Raw genomic sequence first — 20,840 nt, forward strand, 5'->3', positions numbered from 1 at the left:
ATGTTATACCTGATAGAACTATGGGAGTCTGTCAGGGACTTTATCGCTGCCGGCGGTGACGTTCTTTACGTTGTCGCCTTAACGCTCTTTCTTATGTGGGTTTTAATGATTGAGCGTTATTGGTATTTAGCTTCTGTGTATCCAAAAATTAGAGATGAAATTATTTCTAATTGGGATGCACGTAGTGATACTACTTCATGGTATGCGCATAGAATCCGTGACACATGGATTTCACAAGCATCCGATGGCTTAAGCGCAAGAATGATGTTAATTAAAATTCTTGTTGCTATGTGCCCTTTAATTGGCCTTTTAGGAACAGTTACTGGCATGATCGGTGTGTTTGAAACTATGGCGACTCAGGGGACAAGTAACCCTCGTCTAATGGCCGGAGGTATTTCTATGGCAACTATTCCAACTATGGCTGGAATGGTAGCGGCATTGTCTGGTGTATTCTTTAGTTCTCGATTAGAAGCTAAAGTTAAAATTGCCAGAGCTAAGCTGATAGACAGCCTGCCCCATCATTAAAGAGAGGATCTTATGGGTCGAAAAATTAGAGTAGAAGACGAAGATGCAGAAATTGATATGACACCAATGCTTGACATAGTGTTTATCATGCTGATTTTCTTCATCGTAACTACCGTTTTTGTAAAAGAAGCGGGTATTGATGTAAACAAGCCAAACGGTACTCAATCTATCATGCCTAAAAACGCAAACATTTTTATCGCAGTAACAGCTGATGAAAAAGTGTGGATTGATAAGCGTGAAGTAGATATTGATAGCGTTCGAGCTAACTTAGAACGTTTGATGGCAGAGCAGCCTTCTGATGTAATTATAATTCAAGCTGACAAAGAAGCCGAGCACGGTGTAGTTGTCGAAGTGATGGATCAAATTAAATCAGCTGGTATTGATCGAATCTCAATAGCAACGGCAGGTAGTTAATATGGGTCGATTAATAGTTTCTATATTAGTAGGGGCCGCGATAGCGTTTGGGCTTTTTGTATTGATGGCTAAACTCATATCTAATACATCTATGCCACCCAAAAAACAGACTGATTCGCCAATTATCGATATTGTTATGGCAACACCTGACGATGCGACGCAGTTGAGACAGCGAGTTCCGCCGCCTCCGCCGCCGCCGCCGAAGCAACCACCTAAAATTGAACCGGTTGAACCTGATGTAGCTGACGTTAATACTGATGGACTTGGTTTTAGTATGCCGAGTGTAGATGTTGGTGGAGCCTCAGTGAATATTGGAGGTGTTGGAGCAATGCGTGATGGTGAAGCGACACCAATCGTCCGTATTGAACCTAAATATCCTGTACAGGCTGCTCGTGATGGTAAAGAAGGCTGGGTAAAACTGTCTTTTACTATTAATGAAGTCGGTGGGGTTGAAGATGTTAAGGTTATTGAAGCCGACCCTAAACGTGTTTTCGACAGAGAAGCGCGTAGGGCCTTAGGTAAGTGGAAATACAAGCCTAAGATTGAAGACGGTAAACCAATGAAGCAATTCGGCCTAACTGTGCAATTAGACTTTAAGTTGGATCAATCATAATGAAGAAATATTTAAAACATTTGTGTGCGGTTTCAGCTCTAACTGTGGCTGTGGTTTCTCCTAGTGTTGTTTACGCGCAAGCTAAAGCAAAGCCGGTTGGACCAATAGCTTGTCCAGACTATAAGCGAGGGCCTACTAATATACCTAGCCAAAAGGTAGGTAAAAAAGTAGGTCAAGCTTTAGAGTTTTATAATAACGATCAAGTAACTGAAGCATTAGACGTTTTATATGAAATTGAAACGTCTGATGGATTTGACCGAGCGTTTACTGATAGATTTATAGGTAACTTACTTGCCACGCAAAATGGTCAAGGTAAGAAGTCTATAGAGTTTTTATCAAAAGCAGTGGCGTCAAATGAGTTAAATGACTCCGATCAAGTGGGGACTATTAAGTTAATTGCAGACTTGAGTCTTCAAGAAGAAGAGTATGACGACGCTATTAAATGGTATAACCAGTGGATGGACGTTACTTGTAAAGAAGATTTTGATGCTTATTTCAGAATATCTAACGCTTATTATCAAACTGGAAAGTTTGCTGAGATTATTGAGCCTATCAACAAAGCTATTAGCTTAGCTGATAAGCCAAATAAAACAGCCTATGCCCTGAAGATGACTTCTTATTACAATCGTAAAATGTATAAAGAAACTATCGCAGTTCAAGAAGATATTGTTAGGTTGTTCGCTGAAGATAAAGCGCAGTGGACGCAATTAGGATTCTTTTATTTATTAGTAGAAGACAATAAGAAAGCTTTATCTACTTTCGAAGTTGCTTATGGGCAAGGTTACTTGACTAAGGCAGCTGAGATTAAAGCTTTAAGTCAACTATATACAATGAATGATATTCCAATCAAAGCCGCCAAGATACTTGAAGAGCATATTGAGTCTGGGCTAATTGAAAAAGATGCAAAAATGCTAACAAGCATAGCTACGTCTTATCAACAAGCTAAAGAATTTAAAGAAGCTGCTAGTTATTATGAACAGTCAGCTCTTTTATCTTCTGACCCTGATATGTATCAGAAACAAGGAGTTATGCTTTATATTGCTGAAAGATATAACGAATCTTTAGTTGCCTTACAGAAAGCCTTAGATGGTGGTTCTGATAAGGTTGGGCGTATCCATTTGACTATGATGGAAGCGAACTTTTATAAAGGTAGTTTCAAAACAGCTTATAAACATGTGTTAGAGGCTAAAAAGGATAAATCAACGGCTCGTAGTGCGAGAAGTTGGGAACCTTATATAAAAGAAAAAGCCAAAAACCGTGGTATAACACTTTAGTTTAAAAAGCTCCTTAGGGAGCTTTTTTTATAGCCATTATAAGCTTTGTATCAAAACAAAGATCAAAGTAGTTTTTTAATACTTTGCCTTAGCATTACCTCAATCTGCTTTTTCCCTGTTAAATTAAACTCAGCGGCTAATTGTTCATACGTTTTAGATTGGAATATCATAGCGGTTAAAAATAGTGCTTCTGTAGTGCCTATGATGCTTTCGTAGTTTAGATTCGAGGATACAGTCAGATAGACATCCCTAAGGCAAGTAGATAATTGCCTGTTACCTCTTAAGAATTGGTCTAGCTTTCCTTCATTATAAGTATGTTTTTTAGCCTTCAAACTAAGAATTAAAGCTAGTGCAATATCAGTTGGTAGGCTCTTTAATGTTTTATTAAGGTTAAACCTAAGTTCATCAGAAAACTCTAAAGTTAATTTTGGGGTTAGATTTGTACTAAGGCTTTTTAAGGTTTTTATACAGATACAGTTATATTCCCCGCTAGAAATTTCAGGCTTTTGTCCTAAGTGAACTAAATCAAAGTTAGCTTTTTTCCAAAAAGTTATCATTTCAGAATTTGCACCAAAAGCTGCGCTTAGAAAGCCAATATCTCTTTTTAGAGCATATTGTTCTAAATAGGTTAATAGCGCTAGTCCTAACCCCCTACGTTGATACTTTGCATCGATAGCAATGCGGCTGATCCGCCATTGTTTTATGGTACTTAATTCAGGAATATTATATTGGGCAGTAAGTTGTTGGCTCACTAAATGCCCTTTAACACGCCTATAACAGCTAGCAATTTCATTTTTAATGGGTGCTAAATTTTCGCCACCTTCTTCGATAACCTGAACAACACCAATAATATTATCGGCTGTCATTAATACAAAACATGTTTGATCAGGAGAGTCTAATAATCGTTGGAGGTCATCAGGGCTAGTTTGGTAGTGGGCATTAAGTAACAACTGAAATATTTGCTCCAGTGTTTCATTATTTTTTAACAATTCCGACTTTGATAATTTTCTAAAATGGAAGTTTTTATTATCATTTGGTTTATGCGTTTTAGCTTTATAGTCATAAAACATAGTATTAAACCAAAAGCTTTCTAGCACATCTTCGTTATACCATCGAATTGGTTGTTTTAAATGAACTCTTTTATAGTTAGGCTTTAGTTTTTTTAACTGCTGAGTAAACTTTATCTCAAAGCCACGTCCACTGCCTTCATAACCGTGACTAGTTGAGCTAAAAATGATTCTTGGAAATTTTTGCAAGAGCTTTGTAAGAATATGTATTGGAATTGCGGCCGCTTCATCTACAAAGATAACGTTAGGTAATTCATCAGCTAACAATAGTTGGTCTATAGGTTTGAAAATAAGTGTGCTGTTATCTAATTTCAATGAGTACTTACTGTGTTCAATATTGCTTGGTAGAGATTTTTTTGCGTGTTTAAAAACTTGTTCGATATTGACAGCAAGCGGAGCACTAACCCATATAGTTATGGGTGCCATTTGCATTAATTTTGCTGCGGCGAGCCCTAGAGCAGATGATTTACCTCTTCCACGGTCAGCAGTTAGTAGAAGTGGTCTATTGGCACGGCCGTGGGCGTGTTTACATACTAATTGAACGGCATTTTCCTGTTCTAATAGTTGATTTCTTATATGTTCATCTTTGCTTATACATATTGGGGAGCGAAATAATTGTTCAGTTAACATAGCAACTGACGGATCATTTAAAAAAGCACTACTTAAATAATCATAAAACAGGTTTTCAACAGTGATCTGCTTAAGGCCGTAGGATATTCGATTAATATTCTCTGGATCTGCAAAGGTTTTCCATTCTTCGAAATCAGGACAAAGAATTATCATTAGGCCGCCAGCTTTTATGGTGCCGCTCAAGGCCATGGCGGCATTGGCTCTAAAGCCTTCGAAGCAATCTAGAATTAAATAATTATGCTCTTGTCCTAGTCTGCTTCGGTAATCCTTAATATTGATATGTTTGATATTTAACTGAGGGCTTCCTACCCATAAGGTTTCTTCATTAGCTAATTGAATGATTGGACTAAGGTTTTTGGATACCCAGTCTCTATTGCCACTTATAACTAATAATTGTCTATGACATTTTTCTTCATTTCGTTTTTGAAGCCAAATACTTAATTGACTAGCTGAATTCACTTATTTAGGATCCATTGTCCGCACCAATGTGTGTAGTGTATGCAAAGTTACTAAGGAATACGAATGCGCTTTTTATCTAGAAGGTTAGTCATGCCCAATGACTTAAATTATGCAAACTCTTTATTTGGAGGAAGGGCGTTAGAATGGATTGATGAAGAAGCTGCTATCTATGCTATTTGCCAATTAGATACCAATGTACTAGTAACAAAACATATTGGGGAGATTAGTTTTGAGTCTCCGGCAATGCAAGGAGATGTTGTTGAATTTGGACTTGAGACAAAAAAGGTTGGGCGAACCTCAATTACTATTACATGTTTGGTGAGAAATAAAATTACTAAAAAGACAATCTGTGTAGCAGATGATATTGTCTTCGTGAGTCTAGATGCTGAAACTAGGCAACCTAAACCCCATGGGAAGACAAATTCACTATTAGAGCAGTAATTTTAACTATAAGTTTAATCTAGTCTACCTGCGCTCTTGCTAAAGTGATTTAACGGATGAATACAATTGAAATTGTTTTATAGAATATTTCTACCCCTGTTTTTTAATATAGTCATTGTAGAAATGATATTTGCTACAGAAAATCCTGATTACACCTTTTTGGAAGAGTATATGCTGCCAGCAGAGCTAAAAGAAACATCGGCTCTGTTCTGTTCTAAAAATGAGACTGCCTTTACCTTGAATGACTCTGGAAATAAGCCAGTAATCTATGAAATAGATAGCAAAGCAAACATAGTTAATGAACGTTTGTTTAAAGTGAAGAACAGGGATTGGGAAGCGATAACAGGAGATGGTACTCACTTATACATTGGTGACATTGGTAACAATAGTGGGAATAGAAAGACCTTAAAAATACAAGAAATCTTAGAAAATGGAGCGGCACACAAACCCAACACAGTTCGTTTTACTTATCAAAATAATCCATTAAAAGAAAATAAGTATCTAAATCACGATTATGATGCTGAGGCGCTGGTAAATGTAAACGAGTTTTTGTATCTATTTTCAAAAAGTTGGGATACGGGGACATTATTTGTTTATCGCTTAGACAAAGTTAACCCCAATCAAGGCATTAAATCAATAGCAAAAGTTAATGGGCTACCTGGTGTAATCACGGGTGGAGACTATGATCACAAGAATAAGCGCTTTATCTTAGTTGGCTATAAAATGTGGTTATGGGGTTTCTTTTCACCTTTTATTACAATTTTGGACGAACAACTAAATGTAGTTAAATTTTTTGATTTGGAAGGGTATGGCCAAGTTGAAGGAGTTTGCGTTGCGAAAAAAGGAGAAGTTTGGTTTACGCAAGAAAGCTCATTTTTTTCCAAAAATAAACTTGTAAAAATTAAAGTGACTGAGTAAATATCATTTAGCTCTTTCACATGCATATACTGCTATTGCTAATCAGTTTGGCACTGTTAGACTATGCAAGCTGAGAACATTTGCTATGAAAGTATATTGATTGTTCTTTTCACCAGGGGGTGCCTTACTGGCTGAGAATTGAGCTTTGACTCATAAACCCTTACACCTGATCCGGATAATGCCGGCGTAGGAATGGTCAGAGTTAGTTATCCCCATTTACCTGCCGTAAAGCCGGATCTTTTCAAAACACACTGAAGAGATCCTCTTATAATGATATTTAGTAAAAAGCCTTTGGCTAGTTTAATTAGTTGTTTGTTAGTTAACACCTATGTTAACGCTCAAACCAGTCAAGACCAAACACCAGAAGAAAATATTGAAGTTATAACCGTTCAAGGCGCATTGACCGCTACGCCACTATCTAAAATGGCAACCAGCATTTCTGTTTTAGATGAAACGACGATTGCACAGAGACAAGCGCAACACCTTGAAGAAATTTTAAACCGTGCAGCTAACGTAAATTTTGCTAGTGGCGCGAGTCGTGGTCGTTTCATTCAAATTCGAGGCATAGGCGAACGTAGCCAATTCACCGACCCAGTTAACCCTTCTGTTGGCTATTTAGTTGATGGGATAAATTATTCTGGATTATTAGCTGGTGCTAGTACTTTTGATATAGGTCAAGTAGAAATATTCAAAGGCCCAAATAGTGCGCGTTTTGGTGCTGACGGCTTAGCTGGAATGATCAATGTAATTAGTAATGAAGCGAGTGACGAAACTAGCTTTGATGCACAGTTTGGGGCGGCTAATTACGGTAGTTGGAATATAGGCGCTGCAGTTGGGGGAGCAATTATTGATTCATTAGACTATCGCTTGTCGGTACATCAAAATACTAGTGATGGTTTTATTGAAAATATCTGGTTAGGTCGTGACGATACTAATAATGTTGATGAGTTGACCGCGAGAGGCAAGCTTAGTTGGCAGGTAACGGATGACTTATCCATCAATACAGTTGTTCATTTAATTGATGTTAATAATGGATACGATGCTTTTTCTCTAAATAGAGACAGAACCACCTTATCTGATGAGCCTGGTTTCGATACACAAGAGAGTGAAGCGGTTGCTGTTACCCTTGATTACGAAGGTTTAGAATCTGCTGACCTTAAGGTACAAACTAGTTTTATGCAAGCTGACTTAGGTTATGGATACGACGAAGATTGGAGCTACGTAGGTATCGCTCCAGGATGGGAATACTCATCAACAGATTATTACTTTAGAGATCGTGAAGATTCAAGCTTTGAAGCCAAACTAAGTAGTAAGATTAGCGAAGCTAACGCCTGGGTTGTTGGCTTGTATTTTGCTGATGAAACAGAAGACTTAACGCGAGAATATACCTGGCTAGCTAACCCTTTTGAAAGTCAGGTTGACCGTGTTGATTTTGCGTTATTTGGAGAATATAAATTCAGTTTATCTGACACTCAATGGTTAACTACAAGTTTGCGCTTAGCTTCACAGACACTTGATTATGTTGACTCCAATTTAATTGATGAAAAAATCGACCATACAGATTGGGGAGCGGAAGTAAGCTATCACCAAAATGTAGGTGACACCAGTATGCTTTATCTTAGTTTATTACGTAGCTATAAGATGGGCGGCGTTAATGGCCAATCTCTTAGTAAAGTAGATGATGAAGATGTTGCAGAGTTTAGACAAACCATCTTAGATAATGCCATTTTTGATGCTGAATCTCTTATTGGAATTGAATTCGGAATAAAAGGTGCTAACCAAGATGGCACTTTGACGTTAGATTTCAGTACCTTTTATCAAAAACGCGATGATGTGCAATATAAAAACTCTATAGTTAACGGCCAGTCCTTTGTTGATTTTTATGAGAACTCTACCGATGGTAAAAACTATGGTATTGAAGCAAGTCTAAACTATATGTTATCTGAGAGCCTAAATACCTTCGCTAATATTGGTTATTTGAGAACTGAGATCAGTAATATTACCCGTCAAGATGGTTCAAATATTGATGGGCGTGATCAAGCTCATGCGCCTACATACCATGTAAATGCTGGCGTAAATTGGCAGCTCTCAGATAGTGTAAATTGGTTGATTGAATTTGATGCTAAAGATGAATTCTATTATTCATTCAGTCATGACAACAAATCAGATTCAATGCTACTTGTCCATACTAGCTTAGACCTTGAGCTATTCAATTGGCGAGTTAGCTTGTACGCCCGAAATTTATTTGATGAAGAGTATGCTAATCGCGGGTTTTATTTTCCTAACGATCCCCGTGACGAATACTTACCCCATGTATGGGAGCAGTTTGGTGAGCCCCGTCGTGTAGGTGTTAATTTTAAATACCAATACTAAGTAACCTTTATAAGCCGAGCTGAGAATTAGCTCGGCTTTTCTATCTGGAGTTAAGATGAAATTAGTCGCTGAATTATCTATGTATCCTTTAAAAGAGCAGTATATTGCTCCCATTCAAGATTTTATCGATCGTTTAAATAGTTATGACGATATAAAAGTTAGCACTAGTGCAACGAGCACAATTGTAAGTGGTGACTACTTACCTACTATGAAATTGTTAGCCGAAGAAATGCAACGAAGTCACAAAGAGGTGGGCCAGGCTATTTTTGTGTGCAAGTTTCTTAATGGTAACAAAATGAGCACTGAGGTGTGATTGAAAGCTTTTTAGTTCAGTTTCAGAGTACCTCTTGGCAGGAATGGATTGCGGTTATACTGGCGCTAGCCTATGTATACTTTGCAGCTAAACAGAATATTTGGTGTTGGCCCAGTGCACTAATAAGTACGGCTATTTACACTTGGCTTTTCTGGAGTGTATCTTTACCGTTTCATACAGTTTTGAATGCCTACTATTTGATAATGGCGGTGTATGGTTGGCGTAAATGGAAAAATAGTTATAGTGAAACGCTCGCTGTTAAAGTTTGGCCATTGCGCTATCACCTTACTAGTATTGTTTTACTATCCTGTACTGCTTGGGCTTTAAGTTATTTTGCTAGCTCTGTATTAGATGCAGACTATTTATATTTGGACGCCTTTGTTACTGTTTTTAGTGTATTCACTACCTTTTTAGTAACCCATAAAGTCAGAGAAAACTGGTTATATTGGATCGCCATTAACGTTTTTGGTGCCTATCTGTATTTTGCCAAAGGCCTTGCTTTGACTGGTGTTTTATATCTCTTTTATGCTGGGTTTGCTATTTATGGATTTATTCAATGGCGTATTCAGCCTGATGCAGCTAAAGATACCAAAGTTGCCACATGAAAGATTTAAGAGACAGAATGGAGCAAGAGTTAAGAGAGTTATCTTTTATTGATCCTGACTTTAACCTTATCCCTTTAAATGCCGGCGCATTGAACAGGAGTTATAGATTAGAAACCGCCGAGCAGTGTTACTTTATTAAAACATTTGAGTCTGATGAAATCGCTGGTTTAGATAGACAAGTCTTATTTGATATTCAGAAGCAGCTTTATGATCATAACTTATCGGTCAGGCCAATCTATTTATCGAAATCTAATCATTTTCAAATTGATAGCTGGTCAAAAAGACAAACATTGGAACACTCAAAATTATCGGTTAATGAGACTACGTCTTTTTTAGCCTCAGCTCTAGCCACAATACACAAAACAACAATTCACGCTCCAACTTTAGACATGCCAAAGCAGTGGCAGCATTACATTGATTTGTTGGGCTCTAATATCTCTGAGAATGATTTATTCCCATTAGATACTTATACAAAAACCTGGTATCAGGAATGCTCTAAAGGGCTAGTGTTTTGTCACAATGATTTGGCTTTGTCCCACGTTACTTGTCACGAACCGATAAAAATTTTTGATTGGGAGTATTGCGCAAATTCATCCCCTTATTTTGATTTGGCGTCATGTATTGCTATCAATAGTCTAAATCATAACGCTGAGGAAGCTCTGTGTGTGTGTTATGCCGAACTTATGGAGCAACGAGTATCTGATGTTGTATCGCGGGTAAAAGTAATGAAACCTCTAGTAGAGTTTACAAATCGGTTATGGTACTTGGCTGCAAAATTAACCGTTTAGTTTAAGATAGGGCTAAAATAGTGTATTAATTGTGCGGTTGATTACCAGATCATAAAGCTTAGGGTAAAATCACTTTACCTTTTACTTTGGGTCAGTATAATTCAGCCCGTCAGCAGGAGTGTAGTTCCAATTGGTAGAACAGCGGTCTCCAAAACCGATGGTTGGGGGTTCGAATCCCTCCACTCCTGCCAACTTAAACTCGTCAATATAGTGACAATCAAACCTCTATTCATGATATTGTTTTACGATGACAAGCTCTATCCAACCATCTATAAGCCCATACCAAAATGCGATTTTAACAGAAATGGAAATCTCAAATTGGGCACTATCTGTTTCTAATAAAACTGAAGCTCCTACTGTGAATGAACCCAAAGAGCTAGAGCCATTAACCTCTGAGCTTAAGTCATCGATTTCAAAAGTAGATGCATTAGCAAAGTTAAAGCAGTTAAAAAGTAGTTCATCTCAATTAAAAGAAACAACCGCAGTTTTAACTACTTTTAGCCAAGATGAAACTTCTAGTCCTTTATTTATCGATGTATTGCGTGCGCTAGAGATAACAATTGATAAAGTTCAGCACATTGAATCGGGGCAACAAAATGAATTTAGAGGCTATCCTATTGCTTTGCTTAAAGGCGAAGAGGTAAGTTTCAAAAACAAGCAATTATTAATACCAAGTTTAGATTTATTAGATAATCCAAACCTGAAGAAACACCTTTGGAGTATACTCCAAGTTACCAAAGACAATTCCTAATCACTTATCACAATTCTATGGATCTCACTTTTAACTCTGTCATTCCTCATTTTAATCAAGAGTGTTTTGACTTACACCAACTAGGTCAGTTTAGCCCTTGGTCTAAACGAATATTTGAAGATTGTCTAACTCATCCTTATTTTGCAAATTGTTTATTAGCTAATAATGAATTAGTTGGATACTACATCGGCATGTCAGTGTTAGATGAAGTAACTCTTATGGATATAGTAATCAACAAGGAATTTCAAGGAGAAGGCTATGGTAAAAAGCTACTTGAGCATTTTATTGATGAATGTAATGACAAAAAAGCCGTGCAGCTTTGGTTAGAGGTAAGAGAGTCTAATGAGGTTGCTATTCATTTATATGAACAACAAGGATTTGTACTTATAGAGCAGCGTAAAAACTATTACCCTACAGCCAATGGTAAAGAAGACGCATTAATTATGGGGTTATATATAGGTGGTTTTTAAAGGGAAGGGGCTAAAGCCCCGTTCTCTTTATTTACGTGCGGCTGTCACATTTAGGCTATCCGTTTGGCCTTCACTTTCAATTGCCATTTTCACAAATTTTGAAGAGTTGTAATTACAGCCAACACACATAGCGATAAATTGATTCATGCTAGGTGCGCCAATGTTTTTTTCCCAATTTTCGTAAGTTTTACGCGTCTTGACTTTAGCAAGCTCAGCCATTTTTACAGTTGTTAAGCCAGCGTCTTGACGCATTGCTCTAAGATCTGCACCGTTAATATACATATTTAATTTCTCCAATTTTATGAAACTACAGCAATGCTATTGTTGAAGTAAATGAGCCTTGCTTTCTCTGTCGCTTGGAAGTGTATAAAAAGAAATGTGGATTTGGTTCCACAAGGTGAAATAATTGCACTTTTTTAGGTAAGTTTATGATTCGTTGAGTATTCTTATGAAAAATAAAGGTTCGCCCTAATATGGGCGAAAACCATTATGATTTATTTTGAAGCTTGTTCCTCTAATTGCCTATGCCATGTAAGTAGACAATGGAACTTCACGGCTTGATTAGGCTAACATTGGCGGAATCTGGCGGCTTGATTGGGCTAGCATTGGCGGGATCTGACGGCTTGATTGGGCTATCATTGGCGGGATCTGGCGGCTTGATTGGGCCAGCATTGGCGGGATCTGGCGGCTTGATTGGGCTAACATTGGTGGAATCTGACGGCTAGATTGGGCTAGCATTGGCGGGATCTGACGGCTTGATTGGGCTAACATTGGCGGGATCTGACGGCTTGATTGGGCTAGCATTGGCGGGATCTGACGGCTTGATTGGGCTATCATTGGCGGGATCTGGCGGCTTGATTGGGCTAGCATTGGCGGGATCTGACGGCTTGATTGGGCCAACATTGGCGGCATCTGACTGTCTGATTGAGTGGGAATTAGTGACGTTGTTTGGCTTGTTTTAATAGAATTAGTACTCGCAAGAGCCAAACCAACTATAGTTGTGCTAATTAAAGTAGAAATTAAAAGGTTTTTTAAATCCATGATCATATCCTCATATGTTTAATTTATTATGTAGCGAAAACTACATACATGAGGATTATGCTTGTTTTAAATCAAAAGGTCAGTCCTAAGCCTTGAGCATTTTAGGAATAATTAATTTATAGCTTTCGTGAAATATTATAAATATCGAATATGTAGAGATAGCTTGCATTAAATAAGGGTATAAATTGTAAACAAATAAGATGTCATTGAGACCAAAAAACTTGCGTAAAAAATATTCACATACATTTGCCGTCTGAACAAACACAGCTAATGCATTCAATTTATATATTTGCCAATCTAGGTTTATTGATTTAGCTTTATTAGGATAGTAAATACCCGTATAACTGACTCTAAGAAAAATTAAATGCCTAGTTAGTAAATTAATCGTCAATACAACTAAGTACCAATGCAGTGCGGCAATACTTCCGGTTTTAATAAAAAGGTAAGCCTCTGTTGCAACAGTGAAAAGTAAACTAACAATAAGAAATTTAGATATGTTGTCATGTCTAAATTTGAAACAAGCGAAAATGATTATTGAATAAAAAAATATTGCTGCGGTTAATGGTGATAAAAGGTCACCGTTATTAAACGTAAACCAAGCTGTCTCAGATAGTATCTGATGGATTGCTATTATTGAAATGACGCCCAGAACATTAATGTTTTTTCTACAAACGATGGATGTGAATACTAGTATTCCAAAATATAGCAAGTCAAATATTTTAGCATCACCAAAAGTCAATATTCCAAGGGCGACAAAAAGCCCTCCGAAGAGTGCTGTGATTATTTTGGGGAGGTAGGCGCGTATTAACATTGGCCTAGGTTAAGATAAGTTTAGCTTAAGTTAAAGCCGAAATAATCCATAACGGTAGAGAAAAAAGATTCACGAGTTTGTTCTGAAGCTGTTTGACGACAAGTAGACCACCATTTACTGATAACACTTACGCCAATACTTTCCATAGTCTCAGGCTTTTCATTCTCAATTGCAGACACTGTTTCTCGGCTAATGCCAATGCGACTTGCTAATTCCTCTTGAGTGAACCCTGCTTCTTTTCGCAAAGACTTCAATTGAGCACCGCTAAACATTTTTCTACGGGACATGTCGTTAAATTTCCTAAAAAGTGATTTGGCAAAAAACTTACCTAGACGACTATAAAGTAAACTTTAGTATGAGTAAATTAAAAATTTATAACAAATATCTCGCGATACTATGGTTGTTAGATATAAATATCTTTAGATACTGTGAAAGTTATCGCTGGATCAGGACTTTTTACCTTAAGTCATATACAATGCGCGGCCAAAATCATTAGTCATTCGTTTAGCAAAGAGTATTTTCATGTCTTTTCAACAAGAAGTTGATAAACGCCGCACATTCGCGATTATCTCTCACCCAGATGCCGGTAAAACCACCATTACAGAAAAAGTTCTTTTGTTCGGTAATGCCTTACAAAAAGCAGGGACCGTAAAAGGTAAAAAATCAGGCCAGCATGCCAAATCTGACTGGATGGAAATGGAAAAAGAGCGTGGAATTTCTGTTACCACCTCGGTAATGCAGTTTCCATATCAAGACCATCTCGTTAATTTACTTGATACACCTGGCCATGAGGATTTCTCAGAAGATACTTACCGTACCTTAACGGCAGTTGATTCATGCTTGATGGTAATTGATGCAGCGAAAGGGGTTGAAGCTCGTACTATAAAATTAATGGACGTGACTCGTTTGCGAGATACGCCAATTATTACGTTTATGAACAAGCTTGATAGGGATACTCGAGACCCTATTGACTTATTAGACGAAGTAGAAAATGTACTTAATATCAAGTGTTCACCTATTACTTGGCCTATCGGAATGGGGAAAGAGTTTAAAGGTGTTTATCATTTATTAAGAGATGAAACTATTCTGTATCAAACCGGAATGGGCCATACCATTCAAGATGTGCGAATTGTTAAAGGGTTAGACAACCCAGAGCTAGACGAAGCTATTGGCAGTTATGCCGAAGAATTGCGAGAAATGTTAGAGCTTGTTCAAGGCGCTTCACATGAATTTAATCATGAAGAGTTTTTAGCTGGAGAGTTAACACCTGTTTTTTTTGGAACCGCAATGGGGAACTTCGGTGTAGACCACATGTTAGATGGCTTGATTCAGTGGGCGCCTTTGCCTCAAGGTCGCGAAACTAACGAACGTAAAGTCGAATCTAACGAAAAGAAATTTAGCGGTTTTGTATTTAAAATTCAAGCCAACATGGATCCTAAGCATAGAGATAGAATCGCATTTTGTCGTATTGTGTCAGGCAAATATGAGAAAGGCATGAAAATGCACCATAGCCGCATTGGTAAAGATGTACGTATTTCAGATGCTTTGACATTTTTAGCAGGTGATAGGGAGTTACTCGAAGAAGCCTATGCGGGTGATATTATTGGTTTGCATAATCATGGTTCAATTCAGATTGGTGATACCTTTACCGCGGGTGAAAAATTTCGTTTCGCAGGCATTCCTAATTTCGCACCAGAACTATTTAAGCGTATCAGGTTAAGAGATCCTTTAAAGCAAAAACAACTTCAAAAAGGCCTGATTCAATTGTCTGAAGAGGGGGCTGTTCAGGTATTTAGGCCTCTACAAAACAATGATCTTATTGTTGGTGCAGTTGGGGTGTTGCAGTTTGATGTTGTAGTTGCACGTTTGAAAGGTGAATATAACGTTGATGCCATGTATGAGCATGTAAATGTTTATACCGCGCAATGGGTTACCGCACCAGATGCCAGAACTTTAGATGAGTTTAGACGTAAAGCTGAAGCTAATTTAGCCTTAGATGGCGGTGATAACTTGACTTATATCGCCCCCACCAGAGTCAACTTGTCATTGGCCCAAGAAAGGTACCCCGACATTAAATTCCACACGACCAGAGAGCACTAGGCCTCGAGTTTTTGAGAAAAAATTTAAAATGAATTTACATACTTTTTTATTAGAAAAATTTAAAACCGCACTTACTGCTATTGGTGCGCCAGAGGGGACTGCTGCTCCATTGAGTCGAAGTACCCGTGCTGGTTTTGGTCATTATCAATTTAATGGTGCAATGGGTTTGTCTAAGGTTTTAAAGCAAAACCCTCGTGAAATTGCACAAAAAATTGTTGAAGCCGTTGATTTAGAAGCAGAAGTTGAAAAACTGGAGATTGCAGGACCTGGGTTTATTAATATTCATCTAAAGCCACTGTGGTTAGCTAAGCAGTTACAAGCTGCAAATGCAGATTCGCGCTTGGGTATTGAAACAGAGCAGCCTCAAAGTATCGTAGTAGATTATTCTGCCCCAAACCTTGCAAAAGAAATGCATGTTGGCCATTTACGCAGCACTATTATTGGTGATGCCGTCGCTAAAACGTTAGAGTTTCTAGGTCACAAAGTGATTCGCCAAAACCATATGGGTGATTGGGGAACACAGTTTGGTATGTTACTCGCCCATCTAAACGACAAGTTAGCGGCCAACGAAGTAGCAGAAACCGCATTATCCGATTTAGAAGATTTTTATCGTGCGGCTAAGGTGCGCTTTGATAATGAAGATGGCTTTGCTGACCGAGCTCGCGACTATGTCGTTAAGCTACAAGGTGGCGACCCGCAATGCATGCAGCTGTGGCAAAACTTTATTGATGTATCTATTGCTCATAGTGAAGAAGTTTACGACAAGCTAAATGTTACCCTGAGCCGCGCTGATGTAATGGGTGAAAGCGCCTATAACGACGACCTTGCAGCCACAGTTGCAGAGTTAAAGTCCACAGGAATAGTCGTTGAAGACCAAGGTGCACAAGTTGCCTTTTTAGAAGAAATGGCAGATAAAGAAGGTGATCCGGCTGTTTATATTGTACAAAAATCTGGTGGAGGCTATCTGTATGCTACAACTGATTTAGCCGCAATTCGTTACCGTAATGGTAAATTAAATGCTGATCGCACCTTAATATTTACCGATGCTCGTCAGGCACTGCACTTTAAACAAACTGAGATAGTTGCCCGTAAAGCAGGATTTATTAATCCAGATCAAAGTTACGAACATTGCCCATTTGGCATGATGCTAGGTAATGATGGTAAACCATTTAAAACCCGTACTGGCGGCACAGTCAAATTAGCTGAATTGTTAACCGAAGCTATCGAACGTGCAGAAGTTTTGATCAACCAACGTGAGTCAGATTTAACTGCTGATGAACGTAAAATCATTGCTAATAAAGTAGGAATTGGTGCCGTCAAGTATGCTGATTTAAGTAAGAATCGTACTACAGATTATATTTTTAACTGGGATTCAATGCTCAGCTTTGAAGGTAATACCGCGCCTTACTTACAGTACGCTTACACACGTGTTCAAAGTATTTTTAGAAAAGCCCATGCTGATGATATTAATTTACAAGCTGATATTGTTTTAACTAAAAATCAGGAACAATTACTCGCTGTGAAATTAATGCAATACGTTGAAGCCATTAAACAAGTTTCAGCCGAAGCGACACCCCACGTGTTATGTACCTATATTTACGAACTAGCTAGCTTGTTTATGAGTTTTTATGAAGCTTGCCCAATTCTTAAAGAAGGAATAGACGAGGGCACTAAAAATAGTCGTTTAATGTTAGCGCAATTAACCGCTAAAACCTTGCAGTCAGGATTAGACTTGTTAGGTATTGAAACCATGGAAAAAATGTAAATACACTATTTAATATTTCATAATAAATTCAAACAAAACGCTTCATTTATGAAGCGTTTTTTTATGGGTAAACTAAACAAGTAATTTAAGCGGGCTTACCTAATACAAACTCTAACTCAGGGTCAACAATTAATCGTCCTGACATAGCTTCTCGCCCCAGTAACATCAGATATTTCATTTCTGAGCGGTCAGTTAAAGTAAGTTCAATACTCCACTGAGTACCCGCTATCAAAATATCCGTTTCAATCACATGGCGCTTTTGTAATGTGGCATTTGAGCTTTTTACTCTACGAACGCTTTTTACTTTAGCTTCTCGCTGCACTACTTGAGACACATCGTGAATATCCGGGTGAATATCAAACTTAATCCAAGCTTCCCCCATTTTTTCAAATTCTAAGATATTATCCACGTGTAATGATGAAGTGGTGGCGCCAGTATCAACCCTTGCTTCAAGACCATTTAAAGACAAAAAGGGCAAGTCACATAGCTCTAAAGCACCCACTAGATGTTTGTTATTTGTCATACACTTTACTCATTAATAGACAATAGATGGTTCGTCTAATACTAGATTGTCTTGCAACAACTCTACATGTTCTGCCACAGAATCAGGTTTTCTAAAATAAGCAATGTGGTACATAGCTTCACCTTCTTGGGTAAGCGGGATGTTTTGTTTACCTATTATTACGCCTTCTTCTGGGCATATCACTGTACTTAGTTCTGTACCATAGGGGTCCGCAATGGTTGCTAAAACGCTCCCTTTAGGTACGTGATCACCAAGTTGTGCCACATGATTCACAAAGCCACTTTCTGTGGCTCTTACCCAGCCACTTTGCCTCGCAATAAATTTCGATATAGCATGGCCTTTTCGGGCTCGTTTATTGAGCATGCCCACATGGCGCATCACGCTGATGATGCCTTTTACGCCAGCTCTGATAGAAAACTCATCGTAGCGCAGTGCTTCGCCAGCCTCGTATAAAATTACTTTTACACCTAGGTCTCCAGCAGCTTGACGTAACGATCCTTCCCGTATGTCTGCATTTAACAATACTGGTAAACCAAAGGCTTCTGCCATTGCCAATGTTTCAGGGTCATCAAGGTCCGCTCTCACTTGAGGTAAGTTACTGCGATGAATAGCGCCCGTGTGTAAGTCAATACCCACATCACACTTGTTGACTATTTCTTTTATGAACAAGTTAGCTAAACGGCCCGCTAATGAGCCTTTTTTACTACCCGGAAAGCTACGATTCAAGTCTCTTCTGTCAGGTAAATAACGGCTTTGGTTTAGCACGCCGTACATATTTACAATAGGAACGGTAATTAATGTACCGCGCATAGACTTAATGGATTTACTTTTCATTAAGCGGTTAATGATCTCAATACCATTTAGCTCATCACCATGAATTGCACCACTAACAAACATAGTAGGGCCGTCTCGCTTGCCGCGCTGCACATGCACAGGCATAGACAAAACAGTGTCTGTATATAAAGGAGGCATAGGTAGCTCTATGCGCTTTGTCTCTCCAAGGAGAATACTCACACCACCTATTTCAAGAGGCTTCATTTAGCCTTTTCCTTTTGTTTTGTTGCTATTAGGTTTGGCATTTTTTTCAATACACTGAATAATCATGCTTGCCACATCTTTACCTGTAGCTGTTTCGATGCCTTCAAGCCCTGGTGAAGAGTTAACTTCCATAACAACAGGGCCAGAGCTAGCTCTGAGAATATCCACACCACACATACTTAGCCCCATGGTTTTTGCCGCATCTACAGCCGTTTTTCGTTCTGCTGGAGACAAGCGTACAATACTCGCTGAACCGCCTCTGTGTAAGTTGGAGCGAAATTCACCCGGAGCAGCTTGGCGTTTCATTGCAGCTATAACTTTGCCATCTACTACTAAACAGCGAATATCAGCACCACCGGCTTCTTTGATATATTCTTGTACTAAAATGTTCGCTTTTAACCCCATAAAGGCTTCAATAATTGCCTCGGCAGCTTTTTGGGTATCAGCCAAAACAACGCCAATACCTTGAGTACCTTCAAGTAATTTAATAACAACTGGAGCGCCACCTACGTTTTTAATTAGGTCGTCAATTTTATCCGGATGATGTGCAAAACCAGTACGGGGCATGCCAATCCCTTTTCTAGATAACAATTGTAATGAGCGCAACTTGTCACGGGAGCGACTAATGGCTACTGACTCATTGATACTATAGGTGCCCATCATTTCAAATTGTCTTACAACCGATGTTCCGTAAAAGGTAACCGAAGCACCAATACGTGGAATAACAGCGTCATAATAGGGAAGAGGTTTACCATTATATCTAACCGATGGACGATTACTCGTAATGTCCATATAACAGTGCATAGTATCGACTACATCTACTTGGTGACCAAGTGATGTTCCAGCTTCAACTAAGCGGCGAGTAGAGTAGAGTCTAGGATTCCTAGACAAGATTGCGATACGCATGATTTTTGTCCATATGTGATTTGTGGCGCATAGTACGACTAGATAATCGTCTAGGTAAAGACTTATATTATTAAATAGTTACATAAGATTCTGTATAATCCATTTTTTATCATCGATACATGAAAAAGTCATTAATGGAACACGTTTACCTCATTTTGCAGAACCAGTTTATTCTCACATTTTCTCTAGTATTTATCGCTCTTTCGACTAAATATTTATCGGTTAAATGGTTGCGTAGCCACGCCAAAAGTAAAGGGGCTGATAAACGTGATTTAGTGAATAATGTTAAGAACTTTCTGAATTTTGTTCTTATTGTACTGATACTCGGTATTTGGTCAGATGAAATTCAAAAGTTTGCTTTTTCAATTGCGGCATTTTCTGTTGCCATAGTATTAGCGACCCGAGAGTTTATTCAATGTGTAATTGGCTTCTTTTACTTAGTCTCTACTCGCCCATTTAGAATTGGAGACTGGATAGAAGTAGGTGAGTTTGTTGGTGAAGTGTCGGCAACCGATTGGATCAAGAGCACGCTGTTAGAAGTGAATATAGAAAATTACGAATATACGGGTAAAACCTTGTTTATTCCTAACAATAAATTAATTACTAGCCCAATTAAAAACCTAAATTTCTTAAAACGCTATGCTACTCACCACTTTATTATTACCAGGGACCAAAGCGTAAACCCCTTTGTCTTTATTGAAAAAATAGTAGAAAATGCCAAAGCATACTGTGAAGATTTTTATGACGTAGCAGTGCGTTATAATCAAATGATAGAAAGACGTTTAGATGTACCCATTACAGGTCCTGATCCCAAAATAAAAGTATCTACCACTGAGCTAGGTGACACAGAAATAGAAATTACAATTTTCTGTCCAACAGAAAGAGCCATTGAAATTGAACAAGCAATTTACGCAGACTTTATGCGCCATTGGTATGCTCAAAAAGATAAATTGAAAGAATTAGCTATAGAAAGTTAATTCTAGTTTTGAGCGCTGTTATTAGTAGCTAAAATCCG

At 38.3% G+C, this 20,840-nt stretch carries 24 protein-coding genes, 1 tRNA gene and 1 riboswitch; of the genes, 18 read left to right on the forward strand and 7 right to left on the reverse strand.

All coding sequences use genetic code 11. From position 1 onward, the window contains the following. The 4 genes from EOK74_RS07125 to EOK74_RS07140 are packed head-to-tail and all read left to right on the forward strand — an operon-like array spanning position 1 to position 2,826. Positions 1–525: a MotA/TolQ/ExbB proton channel family protein gene (locus EOK74_RS07125; protein WP_133469297.1), complete on the forward strand. Its 525-nt coding sequence runs from the start codon at positions 1–3 to the stop codon at positions 523–525. A 12-nt stretch (positions 526–537) separates the two neighbouring features. Continuing rightward, a complete protein-coding gene (locus tag EOK74_RS07130; protein WP_133469298.1) occupies positions 538–939 on the forward strand; it encodes an ExbD/TolR family protein in 402 nt (133 codons plus the stop codon). 1 nt (position 940) lies between these two features. Beyond that, positions 941–1,552 carry an energy transducer TonB gene (locus EOK74_RS07135; RefSeq protein ID WP_133469299.1) on the forward strand — a complete coding sequence of 204 codons (612 nt, stop codon included), beginning with the start codon at positions 941–943 and terminating at the stop codon, positions 1,550–1,552. After that, on the forward strand, positions 1,552–2,826 hold the full coding sequence (locus EOK74_RS07140) for a tetratricopeptide repeat protein (RefSeq protein WP_133469300.1): 1,275 nt from the start codon (positions 1,552–1,554) through the stop codon (positions 2,824–2,826). The genes EOK74_RS07135 and EOK74_RS07140 overlap by 1 nt, the downstream gene beginning before the upstream one ends. A 62-nt stretch (positions 2,827–2,888) precedes the next feature. Here EOK74_RS07140 and EOK74_RS07145 read toward each other — a convergent pair whose 3' ends face one another. After that, positions 2,889–4,982 carry a tRNA(Met) cytidine acetyltransferase TmcA gene (locus EOK74_RS07145; RefSeq protein WP_133469301.1) on the reverse strand — a complete coding sequence of 698 codons (2,094 nt, stop codon included), beginning with the start codon at positions 4,980–4,982 and terminating at the stop codon, positions 2,889–2,891. 63 nt (positions 4,983–5,045) lie between these two features. Here EOK74_RS07145 and EOK74_RS07150 point away from each other — a divergent pair, with 63 nt between their 5' ends. From EOK74_RS07150 to rimI, 9 genes are all read left to right on the forward strand, one after another. Next, positions 5,046–5,423 (forward strand): acyl-CoA thioesterase, encoded by a 378-nt coding sequence (locus EOK74_RS07150; RefSeq protein WP_133469302.1) that lies wholly within the window; start codon positions 5,046–5,048, stop codon positions 5,421–5,423. Between the two features lie 66 nt (positions 5,424–5,489). Continuing rightward, entirely contained in the window at positions 5,490–6,341 is an 852-nt protein-coding gene (locus EOK74_RS07155; protein ID WP_239024040.1) for a hypothetical protein, read from the forward strand. Between the two features lie 105 nt (positions 6,342–6,446). Beyond that, positions 6,447–6,551, forward strand: a riboswitch (TPP riboswitch). Positions 6,552–6,611: 60 nt separating this feature from the next. Then, complete coding sequence (locus EOK74_RS07160; RefSeq protein ID WP_133469303.1) at positions 6,612–8,714, forward strand: TonB-dependent receptor; 2,103 nt, start codon at positions 6,612–6,614, stop codon at positions 8,712–8,714. A 55-nt stretch (positions 8,715–8,769) separates the two neighbouring features. Continuing rightward, a complete protein-coding gene (locus EOK74_RS07165; RefSeq protein WP_133469304.1) occupies positions 8,770–9,027 on the forward strand; it encodes a hypothetical protein in 258 nt (85 codons plus the stop codon). Further along, complete coding sequence (pnuC, locus tag EOK74_RS07170; protein WP_133469713.1) at positions 9,027–9,632, forward strand: nicotinamide riboside transporter PnuC; 606 nt, start codon at positions 9,027–9,029, stop codon at positions 9,630–9,632. Before EOK74_RS07165 ends, pnuC begins: the two co-directional genes overlap by 1 nt. Beyond that, positions 9,629–10,420 carry a phosphotransferase gene (locus EOK74_RS07175; protein ID WP_133469305.1) on the forward strand — a complete coding sequence of 264 codons (792 nt, stop codon included), beginning with the start codon at positions 9,629–9,631 and terminating at the stop codon, positions 10,418–10,420. Before pnuC ends, EOK74_RS07175 begins: the two co-directional genes overlap by 4 nt. A gap of 114 nt (positions 10,421–10,534) precedes the next feature. After that, positions 10,535–10,611: transfer RNA gene (locus EOK74_RS07180), tRNA-Trp, on the forward strand. Between the two features lie 113 nt (positions 10,612–10,724). Further along, positions 10,725–11,171, forward strand: a complete 447-nt coding sequence (locus EOK74_RS07185; RefSeq protein WP_166638728.1) for a DNA polymerase III subunit psi — start codon at positions 10,725–10,727, stop codon at positions 11,169–11,171. Continuing rightward, positions 11,135–11,641: a ribosomal protein S18-alanine N-acetyltransferase gene (rimI, locus tag EOK74_RS07190; protein ID WP_239024041.1), complete on the forward strand. Its 507-nt coding sequence runs from the start codon at positions 11,135–11,137 to the stop codon at positions 11,639–11,641. The genes EOK74_RS07185 and rimI overlap by 37 nt, the downstream gene beginning before the upstream one ends. 27 nt (positions 11,642–11,668) lie before the next feature. Here rimI and EOK74_RS07195 read toward each other — a convergent pair whose 3' ends face one another. Further along, a complete protein-coding gene (locus EOK74_RS07195; RefSeq protein ID WP_133469307.1) occupies positions 11,669–11,923 on the reverse strand; it encodes a helix-turn-helix domain-containing protein in 255 nt (84 codons plus the stop codon). Between the two features lie 260 nt (positions 11,924–12,183). On the opposite strand from EOK74_RS07195, the gene EOK74_RS07200 reads away from it, so the two are divergent. Together EOK74_RS07200 and EOK74_RS07205 are read left to right on the forward strand one after the other, a co-directional pair. After that, positions 12,184–12,366: a hypothetical protein gene (locus EOK74_RS07200; protein WP_133469308.1), complete on the forward strand. Its 183-nt coding sequence runs from the start codon at positions 12,184–12,186 to the stop codon at positions 12,364–12,366. Positions 12,367–12,378: 12 nt separating this feature from the next. Further along, a complete protein-coding gene (locus tag EOK74_RS07205) occupies positions 12,379–12,603 on the forward strand; it encodes a hypothetical protein (protein WP_133469309.1) in 225 nt (74 codons plus the stop codon). A gap of 164 nt (positions 12,604–12,767) precedes the next feature. Here EOK74_RS07205 and EOK74_RS07210 read toward each other — a convergent pair whose 3' ends face one another. Both EOK74_RS07210 and EOK74_RS07215 read right to left on the reverse strand, forming a co-directional pair. Continuing rightward, positions 12,768–13,493, reverse strand: coding sequence for a hypothetical protein (locus EOK74_RS07210; RefSeq protein WP_133469310.1), 726 nt, complete (start codon positions 13,491–13,493; stop codon positions 12,768–12,770). Positions 13,494–13,513: 20 nt separating this feature from the next. Next, positions 13,514–13,780, reverse strand: coding sequence for a helix-turn-helix domain-containing protein (locus tag EOK74_RS07215; protein WP_133469311.1), 267 nt, complete (start codon positions 13,778–13,780; stop codon positions 13,514–13,516). A gap of 235 nt (positions 13,781–14,015) precedes the next feature. Between EOK74_RS07215 and prfC the strand changes: the two genes are divergently transcribed. Together prfC and argS are read left to right on the forward strand one after the other, a co-directional pair. Continuing rightward, a complete protein-coding gene (gene prfC / locus EOK74_RS07220) occupies positions 14,016–15,593 on the forward strand; it encodes a peptide chain release factor 3 (RefSeq protein WP_133469312.1) in 1,578 nt (525 codons plus the stop codon). Between the two features lie 28 nt (positions 15,594–15,621). Continuing rightward, positions 15,622–17,358 carry an arginine--tRNA ligase gene (gene argS, locus EOK74_RS07225; protein WP_133469313.1) on the forward strand — a complete coding sequence of 579 codons (1,737 nt, stop codon included), beginning with the start codon at positions 15,622–15,624 and terminating at the stop codon, positions 17,356–17,358. An 85-nt stretch (positions 17,359–17,443) separates the two neighbouring features. On the opposite strand, the gene EOK74_RS07230 is transcribed toward argS, so the two are convergent. From EOK74_RS07230 to rimK, 3 genes are read right to left on the reverse strand one after another with little or no spacing between them, the layout of a single operon-like run. Then, positions 17,444–17,881 carry an ATP-dependent zinc protease family protein gene (locus EOK74_RS07230; protein ID WP_133469314.1) on the reverse strand — a complete coding sequence of 146 codons (438 nt, stop codon included), beginning with the start codon at positions 17,879–17,881 and terminating at the stop codon, positions 17,444–17,446. A gap of 12 nt (positions 17,882–17,893) precedes the next feature. Continuing rightward, positions 17,894–18,919, reverse strand: a complete 1,026-nt coding sequence (locus EOK74_RS07235; protein ID WP_133469315.1) for a succinylglutamate desuccinylase/aspartoacylase family protein — start codon at positions 18,917–18,919, stop codon at positions 17,894–17,896. Further along, complete coding sequence (gene rimK / locus EOK74_RS07240) at positions 18,920–19,825, reverse strand: 30S ribosomal protein S6--L-glutamate ligase (RefSeq protein ID WP_133469316.1); 906 nt, start codon at positions 19,823–19,825, stop codon at positions 18,920–18,922. Between the two features lie 134 nt (positions 19,826–19,959). Here rimK and EOK74_RS07245 point away from each other — a divergent pair, with 134 nt between their 5' ends. Then, positions 19,960–20,802 (forward strand): mechanosensitive ion channel family protein, encoded by an 843-nt coding sequence (locus EOK74_RS07245; RefSeq protein ID WP_133469317.1) that lies wholly within the window; start codon positions 19,960–19,962, stop codon positions 20,800–20,802. Positions 20,803–20,840 lie beyond the last annotated feature (38 nt).

Source organism: Paraglaciecola marina (assembly GCF_004360155.1).
GTDB lineage: Bacteria > Pseudomonadota > Gammaproteobacteria > Enterobacterales > Alteromonadaceae > Paraglaciecola > Paraglaciecola marina.

Coding starts and splice junctions, on each gene's coding strand:
- EOK74_RS07135 (WP_133469299.1), top strand. CDS start 941: ATGGGTCGATTAATAGTTTCTATATTAGTAGGGGCCGCGATAGCGTTT.
- EOK74_RS07140 (WP_133469300.1), top strand. CDS start 1,552: ATGAAGAAATATTTAAAACATTTGTGTGCGGTTTCAGCTCTAACTGTG.
- prfC (WP_133469312.1), top strand. CDS start 14,016: ATGTCTTTTCAACAAGAAGTTGATAAACGCCGCACATTCGCGATTATC.
- EOK74_RS07235 (WP_133469315.1), bottom strand. CDS start 18,919: ATGAAGCCTCTTGAAATAGGTGGTGTGAGTATTCTCCTTGGAGAGACA.
- EOK74_RS07215 (WP_133469311.1), bottom strand. CDS start 13,780: ATGTCCCGTAGAAAAATGTTTAGCGGTGCTCAATTGAAGTCTTTGCGA.
- EOK74_RS07200 (WP_133469308.1), top strand. CDS start 12,184: ATGGAACTTCACGGCTTGATTAGGCTAACATTGGCGGAATCTGGCGGC.
- EOK74_RS07175 (WP_133469305.1), top strand. CDS start 9,629: ATGAAAGATTTAAGAGACAGAATGGAGCAAGAGTTAAGAGAGTTATCT.
- EOK74_RS07245 (WP_133469317.1), top strand. CDS start 19,960: ATGGAACACGTTTACCTCATTTTGCAGAACCAGTTTATTCTCACATTT.
- EOK74_RS07125 (WP_133469297.1), top strand. CDS start 1: ATGTTATACCTGATAGAACTATGGGAGTCTGTCAGGGACTTTATCGCT.
- EOK74_RS07160 (WP_133469303.1), top strand. CDS start 6,612: ATGATATTTAGTAAAAAGCCTTTGGCTAGTTTAATTAGTTGTTTGTTA.
- EOK74_RS07130 (WP_133469298.1), top strand. CDS start 538: ATGGGTCGAAAAATTAGAGTAGAAGACGAAGATGCAGAAATTGATATG.
- EOK74_RS07210 (WP_133469310.1), bottom strand. CDS start 13,493: ATGTTAATACGCGCCTACCTCCCCAAAATAATCACAGCACTCTTCGGA.
- argS (WP_133469313.1), top strand. CDS start 15,622: ATGAATTTACATACTTTTTTATTAGAAAAATTTAAAACCGCACTTACT.
- EOK74_RS07230 (WP_133469314.1), bottom strand. CDS start 17,881: ATGACAAATAACAAACATCTAGTGGGTGCTTTAGAGCTATGTGACTTG.
- EOK74_RS07195 (WP_133469307.1), bottom strand. CDS start 11,923: ATGTATATTAACGGTGCAGATCTTAGAGCAATGCGTCAAGACGCTGGC.
- rimK (WP_133469316.1), bottom strand. CDS start 19,825: ATGCGTATCGCAATCTTGTCTAGGAATCCTAGACTCTACTCTACTCGC.
- EOK74_RS07165 (WP_133469304.1), top strand. CDS start 8,770: ATGAAATTAGTCGCTGAATTATCTATGTATCCTTTAAAAGAGCAGTAT.
- EOK74_RS07150 (WP_133469302.1), top strand. CDS start 5,046: ATGCGCTTTTTATCTAGAAGGTTAGTCATGCCCAATGACTTAAATTAT.
- EOK74_RS07185 (WP_166638728.1), top strand. CDS start 10,725: ATGGAAATCTCAAATTGGGCACTATCTGTTTCTAATAAAACTGAAGCT.